We start from the raw sequence: 26,679 nt of genomic DNA on the forward strand, positions 1-26,679 counted from the left end.
CACCGGAAGGCAACCATGCGTCGAGGGGACCCAGCACGAATTCAATTTGAGCGCCTCGAACGAAAAACGGGAGCCTTGCGGCTCCCGTTGGACGTTTGCGGGTCTGGATCGTGTCGGTTCCGTCAAACCGTCGCTGGCTGGAGCTGACCGGTCTCCGCCTCGCCGCCCAGCGCCTTGCCGCGCGGACCGACCCAGCTACCGACCCACTTGCGCTGCCACAGCATCAGGCATCCGAGCACCGCGGTCGTGAACACCGCGTAGCCGACGAAGCCGAGCGAGAATGAGCCGGTGTACTGCTTCGAGAGGCCCATGACGTTCGGCAGGATCGCGCCGCCGAGCGCCCCGACCTCGCCGATCATCGAGCCTGCGACGGCGGTGTTGGCCGGCCAGCGCAGGGGCACGAGCTGGAACAGGGCGCCGTTGCCGGCACCGAGCGCCGCGAAGCAGAGCATGAACAGCAGCGTGGTCACGGCGAGCGAGGGCGTCGCCATCAGCGACAGGAAGGTCGCGATCGCCGCGAGCAGCACCACCGACAGGACCGCGATCCCGCCCATCCGGTCGGCGTAATACCCGCCGACGATCCGGATGCCCGAGCCCATGAAGGCCGCCAGCATGGTCAGGCGGCCGGCCTCCACCTTAGTCACCGAGAACTGCTCGTAGAAGAAGGTCGGCAGGAAGTTCGACAGGCCGACGAAGCCCCCGAAGGTGATCACGTAGATCAGCGAGAACGCCCAGCCGTCCTTGGTGAACAAGCAGGAGACGTGCTCCTTGAACGACTGGTGCGCGGTATCCGGCGGCTCCTTGGCGAACACGATCATGACCGCGAGCGGGATCAGCATCACCACGCCCGCGAAGGCGTAAGTGGTCTGCCAGCCGTAGGCCTGCGCCAGCGGCGGGGCGAACAGCACGGCCAGCACGGTTCCGGAATTGCCGGCCCCCGCGATGCCCATCGCCAAGCCCTTGTGCTCAGGCGGGAACCAGCCCGAGCCGAGGGACAGAGCCACGCCGAAGGAGGCGCCCGCGATGCCGAGCAGCACGCCCATGGCGAGCACATCGTTGTACGAGGAGACTGCGAAGAAGCCGTAGGCCATCGCCATCATGATCACGGTCATCTCCGTGATCGCAGCGTTCTTCCGGCCGATATACTGGGCGAGGATTCCGAGCGGGAAGCGCATCAGCGCGCCGGCCAAGATCGGGAGCGAGATCATGAACCCGGTCTGGGCCGGCGTCAGCTTGTAGGTCTCGGTGATGAACGGGCCCATGGCGCCGTTCAGGACCCAGATGGCGAAGCAGAAATCGAAGTAGAGGAACGCCGCAAACAGTGTCGGGGGGTGACCCGACTTCATCGCCGTCTTGAAGCTGGCCATAGCTGGTGCTCGTCTAAGTGAGGCGAACCGCTACGCGGTCGCTCATGCCGGGGATCCGGACTCACACCGTCCGCTGTTTGGAGCGTCGTTGCTCCGCCGCCGCAGCAGGGCGCGGCGCTTCGGCAATGCAGCATGCGTGCCAAATTTTTAGGGGGCGCCATAGGGTTTTTGAGATCGCTCTGCCAGTACGGCCTTCAATCGGCCCACGCCGTCGTTCAAACCGCAGCGAAGCTCACCAGCGCGATCCCGGACCGGGGTGTTTTCCTCGGTTACTTCGCCGCGCTTGCACTGACAGGCGAGACGCAGCTGGCCCCACGCCACCCGGGATGAGGTGGCGTGGGGCGCTATGCGCGAACGAGACTTTGCGTGCTGTCACGACCGTCCGGCAACGCATCCGACCTAAAAAAACCCGATCTCGGCCGGCGGCAGCATTGGCGTCGATCCGGGCAACCCTGCCCCGGAATCGGGCGATCCGCGAAACCGCGCGCCTCAGCGGTGCCCCCTCAACGGCACGAAACGACGGTACGGACGATCCAACCCTCCTGGGGCACCCAGAACTTGCGACGGGCGCGGCCGCACTCGCGCTCGGGCTGGGTCCCCGACGTCCAGGTCCCGGCCGGCTCGGCGACCTTGGTCGGCTCCGCCGTCGCGGCCCGGCGGGCCTGCGCGCTCGGTCCGACAACCAGGGCCGCAACCAGAATTGTAGCGCTCACCAAAACACGCGCGTGCACGACCAAGACCCTTCGCCCGACGAAAATGCCGGTGGCTGGCATCAACCGGAGGTTGCTGACCGGCGCAAGGCCGGTGCCGCTCGGAACCGGATTCGTCCCGCCCGTTCCTGCATCAGGGTGAACGGAGGGGTAGGCGGTTGAGGCAGGAACGCAACACAAGTGCGGAGAAGTACACGCGGCGACAGCAGACTTCACCCGGTGAGGACGCATGCAACTTGGCGATGCCGCAGGATCTTTGCTAAGGCCTGGAATGAGCTTGGCTTTGTATTCGTGCTGGCCTGCTCGATCGCGCGCCGCCGCACGCTCCCGGTGACGCCGCGCCATCCAGGGAAAACCGCGCCATGTCCGCCCCGTTCCGCCGCCTGTTCCTGGCCGGCTTCACCGTCCTCGCGCTCGCCTCGACTGCCCAAGCCCAAGGTCGCGGCCCGGTCGCCGAATCCGGGATCGATGGGTTCGGCGATGACGGACAGCTCTATCAGGACCAGAACGGCGCGTTCTACGTCCGCCGCGGCGACCGCTACCTGCCCTATACCGGCCGCCCGCCGGTGGTCCGCCCGGCTCCTCAGGCCGCCCCGGCGCCGCAGGCAGCCCCGGTCTACGCTCCGGATTTCGACGATCCGACCGCGCCGCCCCGGCGCGCCGCCGGAACGCCACCGGCCGAGGGTCTCTCCCCGATCGAGGCGGCCAAGGCGAAGGCCGTGCTGCGCGCGCCCGACGACGGTCCGATCGACTACGCCAAGGCGTATGGGCCGATCCCGGACGACGTATTCCCGGTCCAGGCCTTCAACTACAAGAAGATGAACCCGGCCTACCTCCGGCAGGAGATCGCCTATAACGGCCCCTACGAGCCGGGCACGATCATCGTGGACCCGCGGGCCCACCAACTTACCCTGGTCGAGCAGGGCGGCCGCGCCCGCCGCTACGGCGTCGGCGTCGGCAAGCAGGGCTTCTCGTGGTCCGGCACCGCCACGGTCAATTCCAAGCAGGCCTGGCCGGATTGGTACCCGCCCAAGGAGATGATCGCCCGCAGCCCGAAGCTCGCCAGCGAGGTCGACAAGCTGCAGAGCGGCCTCGGCGTCGCGGGCGGCCTGCGCAACCCGCTGGGCGCGCGCGCCATGTATCTCTGGCAGGGCAACAAAGACACGCTGTTCCGCATCCACGGCACCCTCGAGCCGTTCTCGATCGGCAAGAGCGTGTCCTCGGGCTGCATCCGGATGATCAACCAGGACGCGATCGACCTGTTCAGCCGGGTCAACGTCGGCTCGAAGGTCGTCGTCCTGAACTGATTTTTTCGGATTTGGGGGGCAGCGTCAGGCCAGGGTGCGGCGGTGCTCCCCCAGGATCCGCCGGACCGTGCCGGCCTCCGAGCGGTAGACCACCGTCTCGGTCTGGATCCGGTCGGGCCGGAAGCGGACGCCGCGGAGCAGCGCGCCGTCGGTCACGCCTGTGGCGGCCACGATCACGTCGCCGCTGGCGAGATCCACCAGATCGTATTTCCGGTTGAGGTCGTCGATGCCCATCTCGGCAGCGCGGCGGCGGCGCTCGGCCGTGTCCAGGATCAGCCGTCCCTGCATCTGGCCGCCGATGCACCGCATGGCTGCAGCCGCCAGCACCCCCTCGGGGGCGGCACCGGTGCCGAGATAGATGTCGATGCCGGTCTCGCCCGGGCTCGCCGTGAAGATGATGCCGGCGATGTCGCCATCCGAGATCAGCCGCACCGCGGCGCCCGCGGCGCGGACTTCCGCGATCAAGCCCGCATGCCGGGGGCGGTCGAGGATCAGCGCGGTGATCTGATCGGGATCGACGCCCTTGGCCCGGGCCAGCGCCGCGATGTTGTCGGCGGGGCTGGCGTCGAGATCGACCAGACCGGGCCGGTATCCGGGGCCGATGGCGATCTTCTGCATGTAGACGTCGGGGGCGGCCAGCAGCGAGCCGCGCTCGGCCATGGCCATCACGGCGATCGCACCCGGCATGTCCTTGGCGCAGAGGGTCGTGCCCTCGAGGGGATCGACCGCGATGTCGACCTCGGGCCCCTCCCCCTGGCCGAGCTGCTCGCCGATGAACAGCATCGGAGCCTGGTCACGCTCGCCTTCACCGATCACCACCGTCCCGCGGATCGGCAGGCTGTTGAGCTCCGCCCGCATCGCGTCGACAGCGGCTTGATCGGCGGCCTTCTCGTCGCCCTTGCCCCGCAGCCGGGCCGCAGCGATGGCGGCACGCTCCGTGACGCGGGCGAGTTCGAGGGCGAGCGTGCGTGGAACGCCACGCGGTTCGGACTTGGGGGCCACGGCCATCGCTTCCTGCCTCTGTCCGGGTCCGATCTTGAAGTCGGATCCCGGTTTGATTGTCGTCGACCAACGCCTGTCAGCCTACGCACGCCGCGAAAGTATCACCTATCTTGCATCAACATTGCGGCATATGCCGAGACTTTGTGCACTCTTATTCACGCTCGATGCGGATGACCTGCGGCGGCTCGGCCAGCAGGCCGTCGGCGCCGATCGCGTCGAGTGCATCGCGGATGTTGCCCTCGGTGGCCGCGTAGGTGATCAGCACCAGCGGCACCGGCCGGCCCGAACGCCCGCGGGGATCCGTCCCGGCGCTCTCGGTGCGGCGCTGCAGGATGCTCTCCAGGGAGATCTCCCGCTCGGCCATCCGCTGGGCCACGCCGGCGGCGACGCCGGGGCGATCGTGTACGGTCAGCCGGATGTAATAGCCGCCCTCGTGCCGCTGCATCTCGACCCGCTCGCTGGCGCGCATCGACGCCGCCGGCACCCCGAAGGTCGGGCGGACGATGCCGCGCGCCACGTCGGCGATGTCGGCGACCACTGCGGAGGCCGTCGCCTCGCCGCCGGCGCCCGGGCCGATCAGCGTCAGTTCACCGACCGCGTCGGCGTCGATCGTGACCGCGTTGGTCACGCCCATCACCTGGGCGATCGCGGAGGATTTGGGGACCATGGTCGGGTGGACGCGCTGCTCGATCCCGGCCTCGGAGGCCTGGGCGACGCCGAGCAACTTGATCCGGTAGCCGAGCTCGTCGGCCATGCGCAGGTCGAGGGGCTGCACCCGAGAGATGCCCTCCACCGACACGCCGTCCGCGTCGATGACGGTGCCGTAGGCGAGGCTCGTCAGGATCGCGAGCTTGTGGGCGGTATCGAAGCCCTCGACGTCGAAGGTCGGGTCCGCCTCGGCGTAGCCCAGCGCCTGCGCGTCCTTGAGACAAGCCTCGAAAGTCAGGCCCTCGCGCTCCATGCGGCTGAGGATGTAGTTGCAGGTGCCGTTGAGGATCCCGTAGACGCGCGCCACGGCGTTGCCGGGCAGGCCCTCGCGGAGGGTCTTGATCACCGGGATACCGCCGGCTACCGCGGCTTCGTAGGCGAGCGCGACGCCGTTCGTCTCGGCGAGCGCCGCCAGCGCCGCGCCGTGTCGGGCGAGCAGGGCCTTGTTGGCGGTGACCACGGTCTTGCCGGCCTGCAACGCCGCCTCGACCACGGCCTTGGCAGGCCCCTCGGCGCCACCGATCAACTCGACCACGCAGTCGATCTCGCCGGAGCGGGCGAGCGCCACCGGATCGTCGAACCAGGTCACGCCGGCCAGGTCGAGGCCACGGTCGCGGGTCCGGTCACGGGACGACACCGCGGCGACGCGGATGTCGAGGCCGGAGGCGGTCAAGGTGTCATGGCGGCGGGCGATCATCCGGACGACGGACGCGCCGACGGTGCCGAGCCCGGCGACGCCGATGCGGTAGCTCACTGTCATGATTCCTTCCGTGCACGGGACTCGCGATGAGCCGGGTCACCGATGCGGCGCATCTGTGCAAGAATTCCGTCCGGCCCGCAACAAAACCGCCCGCGCCCTCATTCGACCGCGTCGCGGTGCCGGACCGCCGTGACGACCAGGGCGTAGAGGACGACGGCATTGAGTACGTGCCAGAGCGCGTGCGTGCCGGTCGGCAGCGCCGCGCAGACGGATCGGTCGAGGGTGCGGGCGGTCAGCGAGACCAGGAACAGCACGCCGATCTCCGTGAGCCGCCGGCCGGTGCCGACGAAGCGGTGCTCCGGCCGATCGAGCGCCGCCACGGTGAACAGGGCGAGCGTTGCGGGCACATAGTCGATCGATCCGTTGGTCAGGGCGGAGATATCGGACCCGCTCAGCCCGTCGAGGGTGGGGACAAGGGTGAAGCTGAACAGGACGAAGCCCGCAGTCGCCGCCTCCACCCGGATGCGCGGCAGCCGCAGGATGCGATGGAGCGCCAGCGCCAGGTAGGCGACGATGAACAGCGTGATCGGGATGATGTCGGCATACATCGCCCAGGTCACCGCCAGGGTGTGGAACAGGAACGATCCGCATCCGACGACGGCGATCAGCCCGGCCAGTCCCAGGCACGCGCGGTTCGGCGTCCTCGCGGCGCAGGCCCGGCGCGCCGCGGCCGCGGCGGCCAGCAGGAAGGCGGCGTTCGACGCCGCGTTGACCGGCTCGGCCCAGATCTCCGGCCCGGTCCGCTCGCAGTAAGCCATGACCGGCTCGAACCACCCCATCGTCATCCTGGCGTCTATATCGCCCCGATCTTGCGCCGCCATGGCCTTGTCAGCGCGGCGCGAAGCGCGGATGACGCTTCAGCCGCTCCGGGACCAACTTTGGCGGCGAGCGCTCCAGACGGCGACCGGGAAGCGAGGCGATGCGGATCACGACCTGGAACGTCAACTCGATCAAGCAGAGGCTGCCGCATCTGCTCGGCTTCCTCGACGAGGCGAAGCCCGACGTGGTCTGCCTGCAGGAGCTGAAATGCCAGGACGAGGCGTTCCCGCGTGCCGAGGTCGAGGGTGCCGGGTACGCGGTCGAGACGCTGGGCCAGAAGGCCTATAACGGCGTGGCGCTGCTGGTTCGGGCGCCGCTCGAGATAAGCGAGATCCGGCGCGGACTTCCGGGCGACGAATCCGATGAGCAATCGCGCTACATCGAGGCGCTGATCTCCGGCGCCGAGACCAGACCGGTGCGGGTCGCCTCGATCTACCTGCCGAACGGCAATCCGGTCGACAGCCCGAAATACCCCTACAAGCTCGGCTTCATGGAACGGCTGCGGATCCACGCACGCGCCCTCATGGAGGACGAGACCGCCGTGGTGCTCGCGGGCGACTACAACGTTATCCCGGAACCCGCCGACGCGGCCGACCCGGAAGCGTGGCGCTCCGACGCGCTGTTCCTCCCCGCAACGCGGGCGGCGTTCCGCGCCGTCCTGGCCGAGGGCTACACCGACGGCCTGCGCGCCTGCGATCCGCGCGACGGGCTCTTCACCTTCTGGGACTACCAGGCGGGCTGCTGGCAGCGGAACGCCGGCATCCGCATCGACCACCTCCTGCTGTCGCCGCAGGCCGCCGACCGTCTGGTCTCGGCCGCCGTGCAGAAGCACCTGCGCGGCCTGGACAAGCCGTCCGATCACGTACCGGTGACGGTGGAGCTGACGGCTGGCTGAAAGCCCCCCGCAGGGACGGGCCTTCGTGCCATCCGGTCGCGATGGCGCCGCAAACCTGCGAGACTGCGGGCTCAGCTCAACGGCGAGACTCCCTGCGGCAGCGCGATCGTCGAGGTCGCTTCGGCGATCTGACCGGGACCGCCCTTCGGCGGCCAGACACCCGCGCCGTAGGCGTTGGCGCGCAATGCGGCCCGCTCCTCCAGGCTGGCGAAGGCCCAGATATGCGTGATGCGCGGAGCGCCATCGAGGGCGTAGAGGTTCACGACGAGATGCTCGGTATACGGACGGGCCGGCTCGATCGCCGCCTCCCAGCCCGCGAGCGTTGCCGGCAGGCCGCCGGGCTTGAGGCGGTAGGTCCGGACTTCATAGACCCCACCCCGATATCTGGTGCGGATCGGCGGTAGGAAGGGGAGCGGCGCGTAGCTGTCCATCTCCAGTGCGGTCACCACGCGTCCCGCATGAAACGGGTTGGCGCAAAGAAGGGCGCGCCGACGCTCGGCCGTCATGTCTTCCGGCGCCTCGAACCCGCGCAACACGATGATCCGCCCCAGCGTGCCGAACTCCGTGCGCCAGCAGCCGATCACCTGTCCCTTCGCGTCACCGTCCTCAACCCAGGCCCGGACGCCGTCGCCAGCCTCGCCGAGCGCCAGCAACGGGCAGGAGAGCGTGGCAAGTTCGTACAGCATGGCGGCCTCGACGGATCGGTAGGTCCAAAGCGCGCGCGAGCGGTTCGGTTTCACGCCAGCGCATTTGCATCCGTGGCTGATCGGGTCCTAATCGCCCCCTCGACGACCACCCGCGCCGCCCGCCTTCCATGCAAGCCGCACGCATTTCGCATCGCTTCAGGTGAACCAACCGACCATGCCGGCCCGCCCTCTCGTCCTGTTCCCCGACCCGAAACTCTCGCTGCCGGCACAACCGATCGATGCGTTCGGACCCGAAACGAAAGCCGTGGCCGACGACGTGGCGGACACGCTTTCCGCCGTGAGCGCCATGGGCCTGACGGCACCGCATATCGGCATCCTCGCGCGGATCGTGGTGGTCCGTATGTCGCCGGACGAGGATCTGCGCATCTACGTCAACCCGGTGATCCTCTGGGCCTCCCCGGAGACCGCGCCGCATGAAGAGGGCAGCGTCAGCATGCCCGGCGTGCGCGAGCGCATCACAAGGCCGAGCCGGATCCGCTTCAGCTACCGCGACCTCGACGGCGCCGCCCACGAGGAGGAGACGGACGGCTTTTCGGCCGCCGTGATCCAGCATGAGATCGATCAACTCGACGGTATATTCTGGATCGACCGCCTGTCTCGTTTGAAACGGGATCGTCTCATCAAACGGTTTGAGAAGTCGAACGCCTCGAGATCAAGATGATCGTGAGTGGAACACGACGAATTGGTCGACGTGAAACGATGACATCGCCACCGATTGCATCGCTGCCGGCAACGGCTCAAGAGCGATGCCGGTTCATCGGGGGATTCGACCATGATCGTCTACGGCAGCAGCCTCTCGCCCTTCGTGCGAAAAGTCCTGGTGGCATTGGTCGAGAAGGGTATCCGCTATCAGCACCGGCCGGTGGCGCCGCAATCGGACGATGCCGCATTCCGGGTGGCGAGCCCGATCGGCAAGATCCGGGCGATCGAGCATGACGGCTTTCGGCTGGCCGATTCGAGCGCGATCCTCGATTATCTCGAGCGCCTCACCCCGCAGCCCGCGCTGATCCCGGCCGATGCGCAAGGGGCTGCCCGCGCCCGCTGGTTCGACAAGTTCGGCGAAGTCGAGCTGGATCGGAAACTCTCTGTCGTGTTCGCGGAGCGCTTCCTGAAGCCCCGGGTGCTCGAAATCCCGGGTGACGACGCGCTGGCGCAGCAGGCGCTCGACACGGATCTGCCGCCCCTGTTCGACGACCTCGAACCGCAGATCACTGGGCCGTTCCTGGTGGGCGGCAGCTTCGGGATTGCCGACATCGCGGTCGCGGCGCCGTTCCACAATCTCCGGCTCGCCAAGGTTCAGGTGGATTCCAGGCGCTGGCCGAAGCTCGCCGGCTGGGTCGCGCTGACGCTCGACCGGCCGTCCTTCGTGACGGCGATTACCGCGCCGGCTTGGTGAGGCGAAAGGGCCGCGATCACGGAGCGGTGACCGTGACGCGGTCGGCGCACCGGCGATCGGCCCTATCTGCCATGCAGGGGCAGGCGGATCGATATCCGGCCGTCGCGTCCCCGATGGAGTTGTAATGATCGTCTACGGTACCGGCTACTCGCCCTACGTCCGCAAGGTCCTGGTCTCGCTCACCGAGAAGAACGTGCCCTACGAGCACAGGCCGGTGATGTTCCACGCGCCCGATTCGGATTTCCGGGCGGCGAGCCCGCTGGGGAAGATCCCGGCGATCGAGGATGGCGGGTTCAAGCTCGCGGATTCCTCTGCGATCCTCTGGTATCTCGAGCGCAAGCACCCGACCCCGGCCCTGGTGCCCTCCGACCCACAGGCCCTCGGCCGCGCGGTCTGGTTCGACAAGTTCGGCGATACCGAGCTGTTCGGAAAGCTGATCGTGCCGTTCGTCGAGCGGATCCTGAAGCCCAACATGATGGGCAAGCCCACCGACGAGGCCGCCGTCACGAAGGCGCTCGACGCGGATCTGCCGCCGCTGTTCGATTATCTGGAGCGGCAGATCTCGGGCCCCTACCTCGTGGGTGACGCCTTCAGCATCGCCGACATCTCGATCGCCACAGGTTTCTACAATTTCCACGTGGCCGATGCGCAGATCGATGCCGGCCGCTGGCCCAAGCTTGCGGCCTATATCGCCGAGACCCTCGCACGTCCGTCGTTCAAGACCGCGCAGGACGCCAAGAAGGGCTGAGGCAAGTCGGCGGCGGCGTCAGAGCAGGGCTCTAATGCCGCCGTCGGATCGAGCCGACGGTCTGGAGCTGGCTCTGCGCCTCGGCTCGGTCGTCCTCGTTGGCGGCAGCCCAGTTCTTGTCGTAGAGCGCGACGATCCAAGCGTCCTTGCGGCCCTCCGCGCCCTCGCGGGCGAGCGATAGCCACATCAGGCCTTTCACGCGCTGGACCGGCACGCCGCCCAACCCGTTCATCAGCATGTCGCCGAGCAGAGCCTGCGCCGGGTGGTGCCCCTTCTCGGCCGCGAGGTTGAACCAGCGAGCGGCCTGCCGGGGATCGGCCTCGACCCCGGTGCCGTCGAGGTAGAGCCGGGCCAGGTTGTACTGCGCGTTCGGCTCGCCGTAATACGACGCCGCGTAGTTGAACATGTCGTAGGCGCGCTCGGGGTTCGGACGCACGTAGGTGCCCTTGATCCCCTCGAGGAAGTAGGTGCCGAGCGCCGTGAACGCACTGCCGGTGACCGCCGAGTTCTGCGGATCGGGACCGTCGTCGGTGCTGGCGTCGGCGATCCGGGAGAAGAACTCGAACGCCTTCAGGTCGTCATGGGGCACGCCGTCGCCCTCGGCGTACATCCGGCCGAGCTTCCAAAGGGCCAGTGCATGGCCCTGCCCGGCGGCGTATTCGAGGGCGCGGGCGGCGCCCTGCTTGTCGCCGGCATTGTACTCGCGCACCCCGGCCCGCAGCGCGTCCTTGGCCGACCGGTAGCTCTTGTCCGCCACGGGCACCTGGACCGGCGCGCGGACGCTGGCATCGAGCGCGCGCGGCGCATCCGTGGGCAGGGCGAGCAGGATCAGGACGCCGGCCGACGCCGCGATCCTGGCGATCAGGCGGGACCGACCGGGATCGGCCCCGGCCGGCGCCCTGCGCCGGCTGAGGTCAGTCCTAGACGTCCGCATAGCTCTCCAGCTCCTTGGCGCCGCCCGGATGGGTGACGGCGCCGTACAGCGCCGGGCCGACGCCCTGCGCGTATTTCCACAGATACCCGGAGGTCGCCGAGTTGGTCCGCGGCGCCCAGGCCTTGCGGCGCTCGGCGAACTCCGCGTCCGACAACGCGACGTTGAGCGTGCCCTGGATCGCGTCGAGGGTGATGATGTCGCCGTCGCGGATCAGGCCGATCGGCCCACCGACCGCCGCCTCGGGGCCGACATGGCCGACGCAGAAGCCGCGGGTCGCGCCGGAGAAGCGCCCGTCCGTGATCAGCGCGACCTTGTCGCCCATGCCCTGGCCGTAGAGGGCCGCCGTGGTGGACAGCATCTCGCGCATGCCGGGGCCGCCACGCGGACCCTCGTAGCGGATGACGAGGACATCGCCTTCCTTGTAGGTGCGCGACTGCACCGCCTCGAAACAGGCCTCCTCGCCGTCGAACACCCGTGCCGGGCCGGTGAAGACCTGTTTCTCGGCCGGCATGCCGGCGACCTTCACGATCGCGCCCTCGGGGGCGAGGTTGCCCTTGAGGCCGACGACGCCGCCGGTCGGGGTGATCGGGCGGTTGGCCGGATAGACCACGTCCTGGTCGGGGTTCCAGGTCACCCGGTCCATGTTCTCCGCGATGGTGCGGCCGGTGACCGTCAGGCAGTCGCCGTGCATGAAGCCGTGGTCGAGCAGGGTCTTCATCAGCAGCGGGATGCCGCCGACCTCGAACATATCCTTGGCGACGTAGCGCCCGCCGGGCTTGAGGTCGGCGATGTAGGGCGTGCGCCGGAAGATCTCGGCGACGTCGAACAGCGTGAATTCGATGCCGCATTCATGCGCGATCGCCGGCAGGTGCAGGGCCGCGTTGGTCGATCCACCGGAGGCGGCGACCACGGTGGCGGCGTTCTCGAGCGCCTTGCGGGTAACGATGTCGCGCGGGCGGATCTGCTTGGCCAGCAGCTCCATCACCTTCTCGCCGGCGGTGGCGCAGAACTTGTCCCGGATCTCGTAGGGCGCCGGGGCGCCGGCCGAATAGGGCAGCGCCAGGCCGATTGCCTCGGAGACGGTCGCCATGGTGTTGGCGGTGAACTGCGCGCCGCAGGCGCCGGCCGACGGGCAGGCGACCTGCTCCAGCTCGTCGAGGTCCTCCAGGCTCATGTCGCCGACCGCGACCTTGCCCACAGCCTCGAACAGGTCCTGCACGGTGACGGGCTTGCCACGGAACGAGCCGGGCAGGATCGACCCGCCGTAGATGAAGATCGACGGCACGTTGAGGCGGACCATCGCCATCATCATGCCGGGCAGCGACTTGTCGCAGCCGGCGAGGCCGACCAGGGCATCGTAGGCGTGGCCGCGCATGGTCAGCTCGACCGAGTCGGCGATGACCTCGCGGGACGGCAGCGAGGCGCGCATGCCGCCATGGCCCATGGCGATGCCGTCCGTGACCGTGATGGTGCAGAATTCACGCGGGGTGCCGTGAGCCGCCGCGACGCCCTTCTTCACTGCCTGCGCCTGGCGCATCAGCGAGATGTTACAGGGGGCTGCCTCGTTCCAGCAGGAGGCGACACCCACCAGCGGCTGGTGGATCTGCTCCCGGGTCAGTCCCATCGCATAGAGATAGGAGCGATGCGGGGCCCGATCCGGCCCCTCCGTGACGTGACGGCTGGGCAGCTTCGACTTGTCGTTCAACCGCGTGTCCATCAACCCGAACCAAGCCTTCGCGCCGCCAGTCCCGAGGGTGCAGGAAGCCGCGGCGCGTCGCCGTTCGCGATGCGCCGGATGGGCCGTCCGCGTGCTCGGGAAAACCTCGTTTCGAAACGGTAAATCGTTGTCGAACTTGCCGTTTACCGCGGAGGGTGAGGTGGGCCCGGACTATGGCGGGATCGCGGCGTTTGCGGGCAGGTCTCTGGGCGGACCCGGGTTCGTTTTACGGTGTTGCGACCCCGCCACAGCCACGCTTGGGGTCGATTGCCGGCACGAGATAAGGTTAAGGATAATTCTTCGGCCACCCGACCCGGCAGATTAGGCTCAATCGACACGGGTTCTGAAGCTCATAGACGAGCGGTATCGTCGGAGCCTTGCCGCTCAGAACACGCCGCCGTCATTCCGGGGCGCCGCAGGCGAGCCGGGGATTCAGAGACGCCGATCGCGCAAGACACTCAAGTGATTGCATTTCTGGATCCCGGGCTCCGATTCGCGGCCCCGGGTTGACGGGTGTGATGGATCGGGTGCCGATGACAATCGACGGACCGCAGGCGTGCGCCCTGAACTGCTCTCCGCGTGACTGATCCGACACTCGTTCGGCGCAGGGCACGAAACACGCGCTTCCGTTCAGCCGCGGCCAGGCTCCGGCAGGGCGGCGGTCGCGGGACCGGATTCCAAAGCCTGTTTGCTCTCGTCCTTCAGGTTCACGCCGCTGAGGCCGAGGGTCAGCGCACGCGCGAGCAGCCAGTGCAGCTTGAACGCGGCGCGCTCATGGGTGAGGCCGGCGGCCCGCACATTCGAAATGCAGTTGCGCTCCGCGTCCGAGCGGCCGATTTTGGGATCGAGCGTCAGGTAGATGCCGAGACTGTCGGGGGAGGATAGGCCTGGCCGCTCGCCGATCAGCATCACCACCGCCCGAGCCTTCAGGGCTTGGCCGACAGCGTCGCCGAGCGCCACGCGCGCTTGCCGGGCGATCACCACGGGCGCGAGGCGCCACCCGGCATTCTTCGCAAGGGGCGTGAACGCCATCAGCAACGGCGCCGCATTCTCGTGCACGGCCCGGGCCGAGAGCCCATCGGCCACCACCACGGCGAGATCGGCGGCATCGGCCACGGCCTCGAGCTTCGGCAAGTCGTTCGGGTCTAGCCGCCGCCCGAGATCCGGGCGGCGCAGGTAGGTCGCCCGGTCAGGGGCCTGGGACGAGACCGGGATGGTCGAGAGGCCGAGTTCCGTGATGGATGCGGCCAGGGCCTCAGCATCCATCGGCGCGTGGACGGCATCCCGGGCCTGGGCATGATCGAGGCCGAAGCGCAGCACCTCCCGGGTCGGCAGGCCGCTGCCTGCGCGTCCGAGCCCGATCCGGGCCGGCGTCAGGCCGGCGAGTCTGGACCAGATCTCCCGCAGGTCGCTCACGCGGCGAGGTCCGGCGCGGCGGTGAGGAGGGGCGCGCCCGATCCCGGCAGCAGGGCGCCGGCCCCGTCGGTCAGCCCGATGCCGTGCAGCCAGGCCTCGAATTCGGGGGCGCGCTTCAGGCCCAGCACCTCGCGCAGATAGAGGGAATCGTGGAACGACGTGGATTGATAGTTGAGCATCACGTCGTCGGCCCCCGGGACGCCCATGATGTAGGTGCAGCCGGCCGCGCCGAGCAGCGTCAGCAGCGTGTCCATGTCGTCCTGATCGGCCTCGGCGTGATTGGTGTAGCAGACGTCCACGCCCAGCGGCACGCCCATCAGCTTGCCGCAGAAATGATCCTCCAGCCCCGCCCGGATGATCTCCTTTCCGTCGTAAAGGTATTCCGGCCCGATGAAGCCCACGACGGTGTTCACCAGGAGCGGCCGGAACGGCCGGGCGACCGCGTAGGCCCGGGCCTCCAGGGTCTGCTGGTCGATGCCGTGATGGGCATCGGCCGAGAGCGCGGAGCCCTGCCCGGTCTCGAAATACATGCAGTTGTCGCCGAGCGGGCCGCGCTTGAGCGCGAGCGCGGCCTCATGAGCCTCCTTCAGCAGGGCTAGCGTCACTCCGAAGCCGGCATTGGCCTTCTCGGTCCCGGCGATCGACTGGAACACGAGGTCGACCGGCAAGCCGCGCTCCATGGCGGCGAGCGTCGTGGTGACATGGGTGAGGACGCAGGCCTGGGTCGGGATGGCATGCTTCTGGATCACCCCGTCGAGGAGGTGGAGCAGGTCACCGAGCGCCTGGACTGAATCCGAGGCTGGGTTGATGCCGATCACGGCGTCGCCGCAGCCGAGGGTGAGCCCGTCGAGGATCGCCGCGGTGATCCCCTTCGGATCGTCTGTGGGATGATTGGGCTGCAGCCGCACCGCCAGCGTGCCTGGCAGCCCGATCGTGTTGCGGAACCGGGTGACCACCCGGGCCTTGCGCGCCACCGAGATCAGGTCCTGGTTGCGCATGATCTTCGAGACTGCAGCGGCGATCTCGGGCGTTACGCCCGGTGCGATCCGGGTCAGCACCTCCGGGGTGGCGGTCAGGAGGAACTCGCGGAAATCGCCGACCGTGAGGTGGGCGATCTCCCGGAAGGCGGCGGCATCGTGCGTATCCAGGATCAGCCGGGTGACGTCGTCCTTCTCGTACGGGATCAGCGGGCGGGCCAGGATCTCGGCCAGCGGCACCTCCGCGAGGCACCAGCGCGCCGCCGCGTTCTCCTCGGCCGATTCGGCCGCGACCCCGGCGAGCCGGTCGCCGGAGCGGACCGGCGTCGCCTTGGCCATCAGTGTGGCGAGGTCGGCGAAGACGTGGGTGCGCGGGCCGACGACGTGGCGGTAGGCCATGCGGTTTTCCCCCGTCCTTGCTTTCCGAGGATCCCAGGATAGCGTGATCCGATACGGCTGTCCGGTCAGGCCGCACCGGCATTCGGTGCGGGGACCTCGGTGGAGATGGCATCGACCGTGCGCGGCATCGGGCTGCCCTGCCCGTCCGTGCGCTGGATTCGGACCTGTTGGTTGACCGGCTGCATGTTGCCGAACGGCGTCGAGAAGGCGATCTCGGCGGCGTCACGCCCGACGCCGATGCGCACCAGCCCATCGAGATCCGCCTGACGGGTCGCGTCGAACAGCCACCAGCGCCCGTCGAGATAGGCTTCGAACACCGCGTGGAAGTCGCTCGGCACGAGGCCGTGCGCGTAGCAGCTCACGAACCGGGCCGGGATCCCGAGTGCCCGGCAGAACGCCGTTCCGATATGCGCGAAGTCGCGGCAGACGCCGGCCCTCTTCAGGAGCGACTCGTCCGCCGTGGTCTCGCCGTCGCTCGTGCCGGGCTGGTAGGTGATGTGGTCGTGGATCCAGTTGCAGATCTCGTTGACCCGGCTGTGGCCCTTGGGCAGCGCGCCGAACTCGGCCTGCGCGTAGGGCGTCAGCCGATCGGAGGAGACGAACCGGCTCGGCAGTAGGAACGGTAGGATGTCGAGCGGCAGTTCGCCGATCGGTGTCTCGTTGATGGTTGCCGGGTCGGCCCGGTGGACGGTCAGGTCCACCTCCGCATTATACTCCAGCGCGAACTGGCCCATGGGCACGTTGACGCCGAGATAGCGGTTCAGCAGGTCGGGGGTGGTGTAGAGGTCGCGCTTCAGGTTCGGCGTCAGCACGAGGCTCTCGCTGAGGATCTCGACGCTCCTCAGCTTGGCCACCTCCAAATTGAAGATGAAAGTCGTGTCCGAGAGAATATTATAGGACAGGCTGCAGCCGAGGGTATAGCGCATCGGATCTCCTTGCCGGGCGACGAGATGATCGCTGTCCAAGCAAGGTGCGCGCCTTATCGGCGGTTCCGGCTCAGGAGTCCGATCTTTCTGCGGCGCGCGGCAGCAACAGGACGGTGAGCGAGCGCACGCCCTGCGCGCCATGGATCAGCACGCCCTCGATGTCGGCGGTGGCCGACGGCCCGGTATGCAGCACTGCGTAGGCAGAACGACCGAATTCCGGTCGCTTGTAGGCCGCCTGAACGTTGGGGAGGATGTCGGCGGGATCGAGCAGCACGATCAGGTGCTGGGCCAGGTAGGCGACGGCGTTCACGATCAGCTCGCCCTCTGTGAACAGCACCGAGCCAGTCTCGGCGATGCCGAACACGGCGCGCACCACCGCCACATCGACGTCCTCGACCTCCTGTGGGTAGCGTACCGCCCGTAGGTCGCGGTTGCCGTCGATCTCCGGGACCGCGGAGGCGATCACCTTCGAATCCGCCAACCGCTCGCGCACGCCCATCAGTGGGTCGCCGGTGCGGCCGTCCTCGATCCGGCCGCCCATGCGCTTCAGCCGCTCGCCGAACTCCTCGATCAGGTCGTCCCCGACCAGCGGCGCGAAGGTCGGCACGTTCGGCAGCGGATAATCGCCCGCCGGACGGTTCGTCTTAAGCGCCGCCAGGATGTCCGCGCGCGCGCTCATCGGGCCGTGTCCTTCGCAGCGGTCTCCTTGGTAGCGGTGTTTTTGACCGCCTTCTGCATCCGGTTCTGCTTGTACCAGGCGTGGAAGGTCTGGCGCGGCGCATCCGGCATCTCGCGCTTCTTCCCCCAGGTGTTGAGCGGGTTGTAGACGGCGAAGCGCGGCAGCACCTTCAGCGCCGAATCCGCGGCGCCGATCGCCGCCCGATAGGCGGCGGGCCGAGACAGGACCGCACCCGCGGCCTTCATCATTCCCTGCTTGAGCGCCGGGATGTGATGCTCCTCGACCAGGACCTTGCGCCAGGCGAAGATCTGCTCGTGGATGTTGATCTTGACCGGGCAGACGTTGGTGCAGGAGCCGTTCATCGTCGAGGAGAACGGCAGGGTCGAGTATTTCCGCTTGTTGAAGGTCGGGTCGATGATCAACCCGATCGGGCCCGAATAGGTCGCCCCGTAGGAGAGGCCGCCCGAACGCCGGTAGACCGGACAGGTATTCATGCAGGCACCGCAGCGGATGCACTTCAGCGAGGTCCAGAACTCCTCCAGCCCGAGCCGGGCCGAGCGGCCGTTATCGACCAGCACCATGTGCATCTCGGTGCCCTTGCGGGGTCCGCGGAAATGCGAAGTGTACTGGGTGATCGGCGAGCCGAGCGCCGAGCGCGACAGCAGCCGGATGAACACCCCGAGATGCTCGACCTTGGGGATGATCTTCTCGATGCCGATCGAGTGGATCTGCAGCGGCGGGACGTTGCCGGACAAGTCGGCATTGCCCTCGTTGGTGCAGGTGACGACGGTGCCGGTCTCCGCGATGGCGAAGTTGCAGCCGGTCATGCCGGCATCGGCCTTCAGAATGTAGGGCCGGGTCGTCTCGCGCTGGCTTTCGGCGAGGTAATGGGCGTCGTCGTTGTCCGGATCCGTGCCCAGCGTCTTGGCGAAGACTTCGGCCACGTCCATCCGGGTCTTGTGGACCGCGGGCGCCACGATGTGGCTCGGCTCCTCGTTGTCAAGCTGCTGGATGCGCTCGCCGAGATCGGTCTCGATGATTTCGATGCCGTTGGCGGCCATGTGGTGGCGGAAGCCGCATTCCTCGGTGAGCATCGACTTGGACTTCACGAGGGTCTTGGCGCCGCGGCTGCGCAGGATCTCAAGGACGATGCGGTTGTGGTCGGCGCCGTCCGCAGCCCAGTGGACCTGCACGCCGTTGGCTTTCGCGGCGGCCTCGAACTGCTCGAGATACTGGTCGAGATGGGTGAGCGTGTGCGCCTTGATGGCGGAGGCGAGCTCCCGCAGCTCCTCCCATTCCGGGATGCCGTGCGCCGAGGTATCGCGTTTCTTGCGCAGGTCCCACAGGCGCTCGTCGTGGGCGGCCTGGTGGAGCGGCGCGGCGAGGAAGCGCTCGGCGGCCTCGCCCTGATCGATCGGGCGGTCGCCGCGGATTTTCGCGCCGCGGGGCTGCGGCTCGCGGGTCTGCGGCGCGCGGATCGGCTTCGTCGCGGCCTCGGCGTGCTGGAGGCGGCCGCCATCCTGGCCGCGCTCGCTCTCGTCGTCGGCAGCGCGGACTTCCGGGTGGATGAGACCATCGTGGGCGCGCGGGTTCAGATCCTCGACGCTCATGCGGCGGCTCCGTTCAGCACTTGCGCGATGTGGATGTAGCGGAGCGGCAGGCCGAGGCGTTCGGCACAGCCCTTCTGATGCATCAGGCACGAGGAATCGGCCGAGACAACATATGCGGCCCCGGCCCGATTCTGGTCGGCGACCTTGTCGTAGCCCATCTTGGCCGAGACGGCCGGCTCGAACACCGAGAAGGTGCCGCCGAAGCCGCAGCACTCGTCCGGCCGGGCGAGATCGACCAGCTCGACGCCCTTGACGAGGCGAAGCAGGTCGAGGGGCTTCGAGAAGTACGGTTTCACGATCTCGGACGGTCGGGCATGGTGGATGCCGCGTAGCGCATTGCAATTGCCGTGATAGGCGACCTTGTGCGGGAACTCCGCCCAGGGCAGAGCCTCGATCTTCAGCACGTCGTGCAGAAACTCGACGAGCTCGTAGGTGCTGGCCCGGACCTTCTTGACCTCGTCCGTCTGCGGGATCGCGGTCAGGTGCTCGCGGACCTGGTGCACGCAGGAGCCCGAGGGCGCCACCACGTAGTCGAAATCCGAGAAGTTCTTGACGAACAGGGCCTCGGTGGCGGCGGCCTCCGCGTGGCAGCCGGTGTTGGCCATCGGCTGGCCGCAACAGGTCTGGTCGAACGGGTATTCCACCGTGCAACCGACCCGCTCCAGCAATTCCAGCGTGGCGATCCCGACTTCCGGCTCGAAAGCGTCGACGTAGCACGGCACGAACAGGCCGACCCGCATGGTCCGGATTCTCCCTGGATCGCCCGCTCCACTGGACTGGAACGGGTCTAGAATTCAGAGAGAGGTCTATCGGATGAGGTTGGTTTTGGCGAGGTCGAGAACTGCGTCACCGCGCCCATCCATCACGGCCCGCAGCACGTAGAGGCTGAAGCCCTTCATCTGCTGCCCGTCGATCTTGGGCGGCATCGAGAGCTCGTTGCGGGCGGTGCGCACATCGAGCAACGAGGGGCCGTCGAAGGCCAGGAACTCGCGCATGGCGCCGGGCAGCTCGGCTGGGTCCTCGACCCGCAGGGCGAAGATGCCGGCGGCCCGCGACATCGCGGCGAAGTCCGGATTGTCGAGCGCGACGCCGGTCTCGAGATAGCCCGCCGCCTTCATCTCCAGCTCCACGAAGCCGAGGGTGCCGTTGTTGAACACCACGACCTTCAGGGGCAGGCGGTGCTGACGCAGGGTTAGGAAGTCGCCCATCAGCATGGCGAAACCGCCGTCGCCGCAAAGCGCGATCACCTGCCGGTTCGGCTCCGCGGCTTGTGCGCCGATCCCCTGGGACAGGGCGTTGGCCATCGAGCCGTGAACCCAGGAGCCGAGCAGGCGCCGTTTGCCGTTCATCTCCAGGTAGCGTGCCGCCCAGATCGTCGGGGTGCCGACATCGGCGGTGAAGATCGCGTCGTCCGCGGCCGCCTCGCTGATCGTCTTCGCGAGATATTGCGGATGGAGCGGGCCGCCCGGCTTCCCGGTGGCGAGATCGTCGAGGCCCGCGCGGGCCTTGGCGTAGTGCGTCAGGCTGGAATCCAGGAACGACCGGTCGGCCTTCGGCTTCAGGCGCGGCAGCAGCGCCCGGATCGTCGCGCCGACATCGCCGACGAGGCCGTGCTCGATGCGGCAGCGGCGGCCGAGTTCGGCGGGGCGCAGATCGACCTGGGCGACCTTCGCGTCCTGCGGGTAGAATTGCTTGTAGGGGAACCCCGTGCCCAGCATCAGCAGGGTGTCGCACGCCATCATGGCGGCGTAGCCGGACGAGAACCCGATCAATCCGGTCATGCCGACATCGTAGGGGTTGTCGAACGCGACGAACTCCTTGCCGCCGAGCGCGTGCACGATTGGACTCTTGAGCGCCTCGGCAAGCTGAAGCAGATCGGAATGGGCGCCGGCGCAGCCGCGTCCGCACAGCAGCGTCACGCGCTTGCCGGCGTTGAGCATGGCCGCCAGCGTATCGAGTTCGGCATCGGCCGGACGGACAACAGGCTTTGCCGGGATCAGCCCGGCCCGAGTGGCCAACGCGCGCTTGGGCGCATCGCGCAGCGCGACGTCGCCCGGGATGACGATGACGGCGACGCCCCCCTCTCCCACGGCGGCGCGGATCGCGTTCTCGAGCACGAACGGCATCTGCGACGGGTCGGACACCAACTCGCAGTAATGGCTGCATTCGCGGAACAGCGCGGTCGGGCGGGTCTCCTGAAAGTACCCCGAGCCGATCTCAGCGGACGGGATCTGCGCGGCGATCGCCAGGACCGGAGTCCGGCTCCGGTGCGCGTCGTAGAGCCCGTTGATCAGGTGCAGGTTGCCGGGGCCGCACGAGCCCGCGCATACGGCGAGCTTGCCGGTGACCTGCGCCTCCGCGCTTGCCGCAAAGGCCGCCGCCTCCTCGTGGCGGGTGTGGATCCAGTCGATCTTTCCGCGCGCGCGCAGCGCCTCCGTGATCCCGTTCAAGCTGTCGCCCACAACGCCGTAGATACGCGCGACTCCGGCCTCCTGAAGGGTCTCGGCGATCAGATCGGCGACGTTCTCGATGCGCATGGTTCAAGCTCCGCATTTTCGGAGCCGAACTGTGCGGCCAGCGGTGATGTTCCGCCGCTCTCGGCCCGATGCTGCATCGCACACATGTCCGATGCAGCAGTCAAGACGGCAGAACCGGAGATTTCGGAGTCTAACCCCGAATGTTCGCGCCCGGGTTTCGCAGAAATTACTGTCCCCGTCGAACGATCAGGGGCGGACTGCGTCCACGTCGCGGGCGATCACGGCGAACAGGTCGCCGAGGCCCGCGAGGCTCGCGGCCTGTAGCTGGGCCGCCGGCACCACCGAGCCGTCGGGCGCCGGCAAATCGCGCGTCGCGGTCGCCGAGGCGACTACGGTGGGATGGAAGCCGAGGTTGAAGGCCGAGCGCGCCGTCGAGTTCACGCACATGTGGGTCATGAAGCCGGCCAGGATGAGGTCGGTGACGCCTGCCCGCTTGAGCCGATCCTCGAGATCCGTGCCTACGAACGAACTCGGAAAGGCCTTGGTGATCACGGCCTCCCCGTCCTGCGGCGCGACCTCCTGCGAGATCTGCCCGATCTCCGCGGTGATGTCGTAAGGCGAGCCGGGGCCGGCATTGTGCTGGATGTGGAAGACCGGCACGCCGGATTCCCGGGCTCGTTTGAGAAGGATCGCGGCCTCCGCGACCGCCGGCTCGACGCCGGACAGGCGCATCACGCCCTCGCGGTACGTATTCTGGATGTCGATGAGGACGAGTGCGGCCCTCTTCAGGCTGGCCGGCTCGGGGCTCAGGCCGGAGAGGCCGCGTAGGGTCTTGAGATCGCTCACCCGTGTCTCCCGATGCGCCCGTGATCGATCCGCCGGTGTGAACCCAATCGGGCAACGGCTGGTGCGGCGGCGGACCTTCCGTGGATCAACGCTGATCCCACTTGTTTCGCCGTCGACGAGGCCACGCCTCGCCCTGAGTCGCAAGGCCGCGTCGGCGCCTGCGCTGACTCTTCGGGGCGTCCGGATGTTCCAGGCGTCGTCCGGGCCGGTGTTTCCCAGCGAAGTAGGGAGCCGCGCTTGATTTCCGCCGCTTCAGAGTCGAAGGACGTCTGGAAACGTTCCTAAGAGATCAGCGTCGAAGAGATCAGCGTCATGGAAGAATTGCTCGCCCGCGTTACCGCCCGCACCGGGCTCGACGCCGCGACCGCGCAGACGGCCATCGGGCACATCCTGGCCTTCCTGCAGAAGGAAGGGCCGGAATCCGAGGTGGGCCAGCTCATGGCCGCGCTCCCCGGTTCCGAAGCTCTCGTGGCCGAGTCGAATGCCGGCGAGAGCGGCGGTGGCGGCCTGATGGGCATGCTCGGCGGCATGATGGGTGGCGGCGGCGTCATGGCGCTCGGCCAGAAGTTGATGGGCGCCGGTGTGCCCATGGGCCAGATGCAGCCGCTCGGCCAGGAGCTGTTCGCTTTCGGCCGTGAGAAGGTCGGCGAGGACGCCATGGGACCGATCATCGGTTCGATCCCGGGCCTCAACCAGTTCGTCTGACGTCCTCGGTCCCGGGGCGGCCCAAACCCTCCGGGACCCGTTTTTCGGCCGCGGCACGTGCGCCGCCGCACCGTTTTCGCGCCAGTCCTGAACGATCGTAAAAAAGTGGTTTCGCCGTCAGAGCTTGGCGGAACCCGTTCACGCGATCCCCGTTATTCGGGATGCAATTCGGACCATCGCCTTCGGCGCGTGACCGGATCGCACTCAGGTAGGCCGGCCATGCCCGTCTTCGACGCCAAGAATCTGGATGCCGCCTTCGAGGGCCATGCGCTGCTCGCGGCGATCCTGCATCCGACCCGCGCCGCTCAGACCCGCGCCCTGCGCCATGGACGCCGCCGGGTCGAGCGTGCCTCCGCCCTCGCCGATCCGTTGACGATCGAGCCACGCTTCCCCGGCACCAGCGACGAACTCGCCTCGGCGAGCTTCCAGGGGCGCTGACGAATCTTGGTGTGCAGAGGGATTACCAGGGCTGGGGCGTAACGAGACCCTGACGGGTCACCACGACCCACTCCCGACCGCGGCGCTCGACACCCTCGACCCGACCGATCCCCGGCAGCATGTCTCCAGGCCCGACTTCGACGATGCGGCGGCGCTTGTTTTCCAGGATCGCCGCCCCGTCGAAGACGTCGCGCACAGCCCAGCCGTCGATCACCGCGGGTTTTTCGGCCGCGACGGATTTCGACTTGGCCTCCGAACCCTTGGCCTCCGAACCCTTGGTCTCCGAGCCTTTGGCCTCCGCGTTCTTGGCATCGATGGCCTTCACCTCGGCGACCTTCGCGTCGGCCGCGCGGGTCTCAGCGAGGCTCCCGGTCTGTGTCGGCTCGGACTTGACGGCCGACGCTGCGACGGACGCGCGGCGCTCCAGTTGCGCGGCGAGATTGGTCATCCGTACGCTCTGTTCGCGCTCCCCCTGCTCGATACGCTCGCTCAGCGCTGCGGACTTGGTGTTCAGATTCTTATCGAGCTGCGCCAAGCGCTCGCCCAGGGCGCTGCTGCGGCTGCCGGCTTCCTTGCGGGCCGTGTCGGTGGCGGCGCGCAGGTCGGCGAGCACCTGATGGAGCTGGGCGATGTCGGCGCCGAGTCGAGCGGTTTCGGTCCGACCAGCATCGACGGTCGTGCTCAGCGCCAGGACGGCGTCGCTCGGCGCGCCGCCGGCGCCGGGGCGCGCGGCGAAGCCGAGGATCAGCCCGAGCGCCAGGGCAGTGCCCGCGATCGCGTAGCGCCGGACCTCTGGACCAGCCAGGGCCGGCATCGCGAATCGCACCGCCGCAGGTGCGGAGACGGGCTCCGGCTTCGGATTCGCTTTGCCCGCCACGACGGCCTTCAGCAGTTCGTCGGGAGAGAGGGCCGGCTTGGCTTCGATCTTCGTCATTGCCCCCAACTCCGTCTTCAAGGTCCGCCTGCAAGCGTTCGTTAAGGACGTTTGTTTACGAAACCCTTACCGGCCGCCTCCGCGTCAGGCCGCGAGCCCGCGCTTTTTCAGGAGCGGAGCGATGCTCGGCATCCGGCCGCGGAAGGCTGTGTAAGCGTCGCGCGGGTCGCGCAGGTTGCCGGCGCCGTACACGAAGGTCCGCAACCGCTTTGCCGTCTCCGGGTCGAAGATGTCGCCGGCCTCCTTGAAGGCATCGAAGGCGTCGGCATCTAGCACCTCGGACCAGAGATAGCTGTAGTACCCGGCCGCGTAGCCATCCCCCGAGAAGATGTGGGCGAAGTGCGGCGTCCGATGCCGCATGCTGATCTCGGCCGGCATGCCGATCCGCTGCAGGGCATCCGCTTCGAAGGCCGGCACGTCGAGGCCGGATTCGCCCCCCGCCGAGAGGTGGAGCGTCATGTCGACGATCGCCGAGGCGGTATACTCGATGGTCGCGAAACCCTGGTTGAAGGTGCGTGCCGCCAGGAGCTTGCGCAACAGTGCGTCGGGCATCGGCTCGCCGGTGCGGTGGTGCCGGGCATGGGCCTTGAGCACCTCGGGCTGCTCCAGCCAATGCTCGTAGAGCTGCGACGGCAATTCAACGAAGTCGCGCGACACAGACGTCCCGGAGAGCAGCGGGTAGGTCACATCCGACAGGAGCCCGTGCAGGGCGTGGCCGAACTCGTGGAACAGCGTGCGGGCGTCGTCGAAGGACAGGAGCGCGCTCTCGCCGGCGGGCGCCTTGGCGAAGTTCATCACGTTGACGATCACCGGCGTGACGGTACCGGTCAGGCGCTCCTGAGAGCGGAACGCACTCATCCAGGCGCCGGAGCGCTTGGAGGACCGGGCGAAGTAATCGCCCAGGAACAGCCCGACCTCGGACCCGTCCGGGTTGCCGACCCGCCAGACCCGCACATCCGGATGATAGCGCGGCACGTCGGACAACGCCTCGAAGGTCAACCCGAACAACCGCGACGCCGTATCGAAGGCTGCCTGGATCATCCGGTCGAGGGGCAGGTAGGCCTTCACCTCGCTCTCATCGAGGTCGTGCTCGGCCCGCCTCAGCTTCTCGGTGTAGTGGCGCCAATCGTGCGCCTGGAGCGCAAAATTGTGGCCCTCCTGCCGGACGATCGCCTGAAGCCGCTCGCGCTCGTCGCCCGCCCGCGCCCGGGCCGGCGCCCAGACATCGCGCAGCAGCTCCATGGCGGCGTCGGGGCTCGCCGCCATCGTGTCGTCGAGCTTGAAATGCGCGAAGCTGTCGAAGCCGAGCAGTCGGGCGTGCTCGGCGCGCAAGCCCACCATCTCCACGATGATGGCGCGGTTGTCGGTGGCGCCGCCATTCTCGCCGCGCCGGGTCCAGGCCGCGTAGGCCTTTTCGCGTAGGTCGCGACGGGTGGAGAACACCAGGAACGGCTCTATCAGCGAGCGCGAGAGGGTGATGACGTGACCATCCAGCCCGCGCTCCCGGGCCGCGCTTTCGGCGGCGGCGCGCAGGAACGGCGGCAGGCCGGCCAGGTCGTCCTCGCTGGAGAGCGGCAGGGTGAAGCTGCTCTCGTCGGCGAGCAGGTTCTGGCTGAACTGGGTGCCGAGTTCCGACATCCGGGCGGCGATCTCGGCGATGCGTGCCTTATCGTCCGGTCCGAGTTCGGCGCCGGCGCGACGGAAGCGGATACGGTAGCGCTCGAGCACCCGGCGCTCCTCCGGCCCGAGCCCCTCCGCCTCGGCGTCGACCGCCGAGATGCGGGCCCAGAGCTGCGGGTTGAGATAGATGGCGCTGCCGTGCCGGGCGAGCTTCGGGCCGATCGCCCGCTCGATCGCCTGCAGGTCCGTGTTCGTGTGGCTGCCGGTCAGGTTGTAGAAGACGCCGGCGACCCGCTCGAGGGCCTGGCCGGCCCGCTCCATCGCCGCGACGGTGTTGGCGAAGGTGGCGGGCGCCGTGTCGGCCGCGATGCCCTGGATCTCGGCATCGTGGGCGGCGAGCGCGGCATCGAAGGCCGGCATGTAATGCGCAGCCTGGATGCGCTCGAACGGCGGCAACCCATAGGGCGTGCTCCACTGCGCGTCGCGGAAGGGATTGTCCTGCGGCAGGCTCGGAAGCCCGGCATCAGCTACGTCCGCCATTCGGTCCTCGGTGGTGCGTCGGACGGACCATGCCTTCGGTCC

At 68.2% G+C, this 26,679-nt stretch carries 25 protein-coding genes; 7 read left to right on the forward strand and 18 right to left on the reverse strand.

What is annotated here, in order from left to right; all coding sequences use genetic code 11:
* Positions 1 to 122: 122 nt before the first annotated feature.
* Positions 123 to 1,367: an MFS transporter gene (locus tag FVA80_RS15370; RefSeq protein WP_147906926.1), complete on the reverse strand. Its 1,245-nt coding sequence runs from the start codon at positions 1,365 to 1,367 to the stop codon at positions 123 to 125.
* 503 nt (positions 1,368 to 1,870) lie between these two features.
* A complete protein-coding gene (locus tag FVA80_RS15375; RefSeq protein WP_246691966.1) occupies positions 1,871 to 2,080 on the reverse strand; it encodes a hypothetical protein in 210 nt (69 codons plus the stop codon).
* A 359-nt stretch (positions 2,081 to 2,439) separates the two neighbouring features.
* On the opposite strand from FVA80_RS15375, the gene FVA80_RS15380 reads away from it, so the two are divergent.
* Entirely contained in the window at positions 2,440 to 3,384 is a 945-nt protein-coding gene (locus tag FVA80_RS15380) for a L,D-transpeptidase (RefSeq protein ID WP_147906928.1), read from the forward strand.
* Between the two features lie 24 nt (positions 3,385 to 3,408).
* Here FVA80_RS15380 and glpX read toward each other — a convergent pair whose 3' ends face one another.
* From glpX to FVA80_RS15395, 3 genes are all read right to left on the reverse strand, one after another.
* The gene (gene glpX / locus FVA80_RS15385; protein ID WP_147906929.1) at positions 3,409 to 4,392 is read right to left on the reverse strand and encodes a class II fructose-bisphosphatase; all 984 of its coding nucleotides are present in this window, start codon (positions 4,390 to 4,392) and stop codon (positions 3,409 to 3,411) included.
* A 145-nt stretch (positions 4,393 to 4,537) separates the two neighbouring features.
* A complete protein-coding gene (locus tag FVA80_RS15390; protein WP_147906930.1) occupies positions 4,538 to 5,854 on the reverse strand; it encodes a homoserine dehydrogenase in 1,317 nt (438 codons plus the stop codon).
* A 98-nt stretch (positions 5,855 to 5,952) separates the two neighbouring features.
* Positions 5,953 to 6,639: a ceramidase domain-containing protein gene (locus tag FVA80_RS15395; RefSeq protein WP_147957840.1), complete on the reverse strand. Its 687-nt coding sequence runs from the start codon at positions 6,637 to 6,639 to the stop codon at positions 5,953 to 5,955.
* Between the two features lie 134 nt (positions 6,640 to 6,773).
* On the opposite strand from FVA80_RS15395, the gene xth reads away from it, so the two are divergent.
* Positions 6,774 to 7,568, forward strand: a complete 795-nt coding sequence (gene xth, locus FVA80_RS15400; protein WP_147906932.1) for an exodeoxyribonuclease III — start codon at positions 6,774 to 6,776, stop codon at positions 7,566 to 7,568.
* Between the two features lie 71 nt (positions 7,569 to 7,639).
* Here xth and FVA80_RS15405 read toward each other — a convergent pair whose 3' ends face one another.
* Positions 7,640 to 8,254: an NIPSNAP family protein gene (locus tag FVA80_RS15405; RefSeq protein ID WP_147906933.1), complete on the reverse strand. Its 615-nt coding sequence runs from the start codon at positions 8,252 to 8,254 to the stop codon at positions 7,640 to 7,642.
* 175 nt (positions 8,255 to 8,429) lie between these two features.
* On the opposite strand from FVA80_RS15405, the gene FVA80_RS15410 reads away from it, so the two are divergent.
* The 3 genes from FVA80_RS15410 (at position 8,430) to FVA80_RS15420 (ending at position 10,419) form a co-directional block, all read left to right on the forward strand.
* The gene (locus tag FVA80_RS15410; protein WP_147906934.1) at positions 8,430 to 8,936 is read left to right on the forward strand and encodes a peptide deformylase; all 507 of its coding nucleotides are present in this window, start codon (positions 8,430 to 8,432) and stop codon (positions 8,934 to 8,936) included.
* A gap of 111 nt (positions 8,937 to 9,047) precedes the next feature.
* A complete protein-coding gene (locus FVA80_RS15415) occupies positions 9,048 to 9,671 on the forward strand; it encodes a glutathione S-transferase family protein (protein WP_147906935.1) in 624 nt (207 codons plus the stop codon).
* Positions 9,672 to 9,795: 124 nt separating this feature from the next.
* The gene (locus FVA80_RS15420) at positions 9,796 to 10,419 is read left to right on the forward strand and encodes a glutathione S-transferase family protein (protein ID WP_147906936.1); all 624 of its coding nucleotides are present in this window, start codon (positions 9,796 to 9,798) and stop codon (positions 10,417 to 10,419) included.
* A 31-nt stretch (positions 10,420 to 10,450) separates the two neighbouring features.
* Here FVA80_RS15420 and FVA80_RS15425 read toward each other — a convergent pair whose 3' ends face one another.
* From FVA80_RS15425 to FVA80_RS15470, 10 genes are all read right to left on the reverse strand, one after another.
* Complete coding sequence (locus FVA80_RS15425) at positions 10,451 to 11,353, reverse strand: tetratricopeptide repeat protein (protein ID WP_147906937.1); 903 nt, start codon at positions 11,351 to 11,353, stop codon at positions 10,451 to 10,453.
* Entirely contained in the window at positions 11,340 to 13,070 is a 1,731-nt protein-coding gene (gene ilvD / locus FVA80_RS15430) for a dihydroxy-acid dehydratase (protein ID WP_147906938.1), read from the reverse strand. The genes FVA80_RS15425 and ilvD overlap by 14 nt, the downstream gene beginning before the upstream one ends.
* A 630-nt stretch (positions 13,071 to 13,700) precedes the next feature.
* Positions 13,701 to 14,486: an ethanolamine ammonia-lyase subunit EutC gene (eutC, locus tag FVA80_RS15435; RefSeq protein WP_147906939.1), complete on the reverse strand. Its 786-nt coding sequence runs from the start codon at positions 14,484 to 14,486 to the stop codon at positions 13,701 to 13,703.
* A complete protein-coding gene (locus FVA80_RS15440) occupies positions 14,483 to 15,862 on the reverse strand; it encodes an ethanolamine ammonia-lyase subunit EutB (protein WP_147906940.1) in 1,380 nt (459 codons plus the stop codon). The genes eutC and FVA80_RS15440 overlap by 4 nt, the downstream gene beginning before the upstream one ends.
* A 65-nt stretch (positions 15,863 to 15,927) precedes the next feature.
* Positions 15,928 to 16,788: a transglutaminase family protein gene (locus FVA80_RS15445; RefSeq protein ID WP_147906941.1), complete on the reverse strand. Its 861-nt coding sequence runs from the start codon at positions 16,786 to 16,788 to the stop codon at positions 15,928 to 15,930.
* A 70-nt stretch (positions 16,789 to 16,858) separates the two neighbouring features.
* Entirely contained in the window at positions 16,859 to 17,467 is a 609-nt protein-coding gene (locus FVA80_RS15450) for an LUD domain-containing protein (RefSeq protein WP_147906942.1), read from the reverse strand.
* Positions 17,464 to 19,077, reverse strand: a complete 1,614-nt coding sequence (locus tag FVA80_RS15455) for a lactate utilization protein B (protein ID WP_147906943.1) — start codon at positions 19,075 to 19,077, stop codon at positions 17,464 to 17,466. The genes FVA80_RS15450 and FVA80_RS15455 overlap by 4 nt, the downstream gene beginning before the upstream one ends.
* Positions 19,074 to 19,817, reverse strand: coding sequence for a (Fe-S)-binding protein (locus FVA80_RS15460; RefSeq protein ID WP_147906944.1), 744 nt, complete (start codon positions 19,815 to 19,817; stop codon positions 19,074 to 19,076). The genes FVA80_RS15455 and FVA80_RS15460 overlap by 4 nt, the downstream gene beginning before the upstream one ends.
* A gap of 66 nt (positions 19,818 to 19,883) precedes the next feature.
* On the reverse strand, positions 19,884 to 21,614 hold the full coding sequence (gene poxB / locus FVA80_RS15465) for a ubiquinone-dependent pyruvate dehydrogenase (RefSeq protein ID WP_147906945.1): 1,731 nt from the start codon (positions 21,612 to 21,614) through the stop codon (positions 19,884 to 19,886).
* 186 nt (positions 21,615 to 21,800) lie between these two features.
* Complete coding sequence (locus FVA80_RS15470; protein WP_147906946.1) at positions 21,801 to 22,400, reverse strand: cysteine hydrolase family protein; 600 nt, start codon at positions 22,398 to 22,400, stop codon at positions 21,801 to 21,803.
* 312 nt (positions 22,401 to 22,712) lie between these two features.
* On the opposite strand from FVA80_RS15470, the gene FVA80_RS15475 reads away from it, so the two are divergent.
* Positions 22,713 to 23,105: a DUF2267 domain-containing protein gene (locus tag FVA80_RS15475; protein ID WP_147854372.1), complete on the forward strand. Its 393-nt coding sequence runs from the start codon at positions 22,713 to 22,715 to the stop codon at positions 23,103 to 23,105.
* A gap of 219 nt (positions 23,106 to 23,324) precedes the next feature.
* Positions 23,325 to 23,543 (forward strand): hypothetical protein, encoded by a 219-nt coding sequence (locus FVA80_RS15480; protein ID WP_147906947.1) that lies wholly within the window; start codon positions 23,325 to 23,327, stop codon positions 23,541 to 23,543.
* 22 nt (positions 23,544 to 23,565) lie between these two features.
* On the opposite strand, the gene FVA80_RS15485 is transcribed toward FVA80_RS15480, so the two are convergent.
* Entirely contained in the window at positions 23,566 to 24,477 is a 912-nt protein-coding gene (locus tag FVA80_RS15485; RefSeq protein ID WP_147906948.1) for a hypothetical protein, read from the reverse strand.
* An 84-nt stretch (positions 24,478 to 24,561) separates the two neighbouring features.
* Positions 24,562 to 26,637 (reverse strand): M3 family metallopeptidase, encoded by a 2,076-nt coding sequence (locus FVA80_RS15490; protein WP_147906949.1) that lies wholly within the window; start codon positions 26,635 to 26,637, stop codon positions 24,562 to 24,564.
* Positions 26,638 to 26,679 lie beyond the last annotated feature (42 nt).

Origin of the sequence: Methylobacterium sp. WL1, assembly GCF_008000895.1 — a bacterium.
GTDB lineage: Bacteria > Pseudomonadota > Alphaproteobacteria > Rhizobiales > Beijerinckiaceae > Methylobacterium.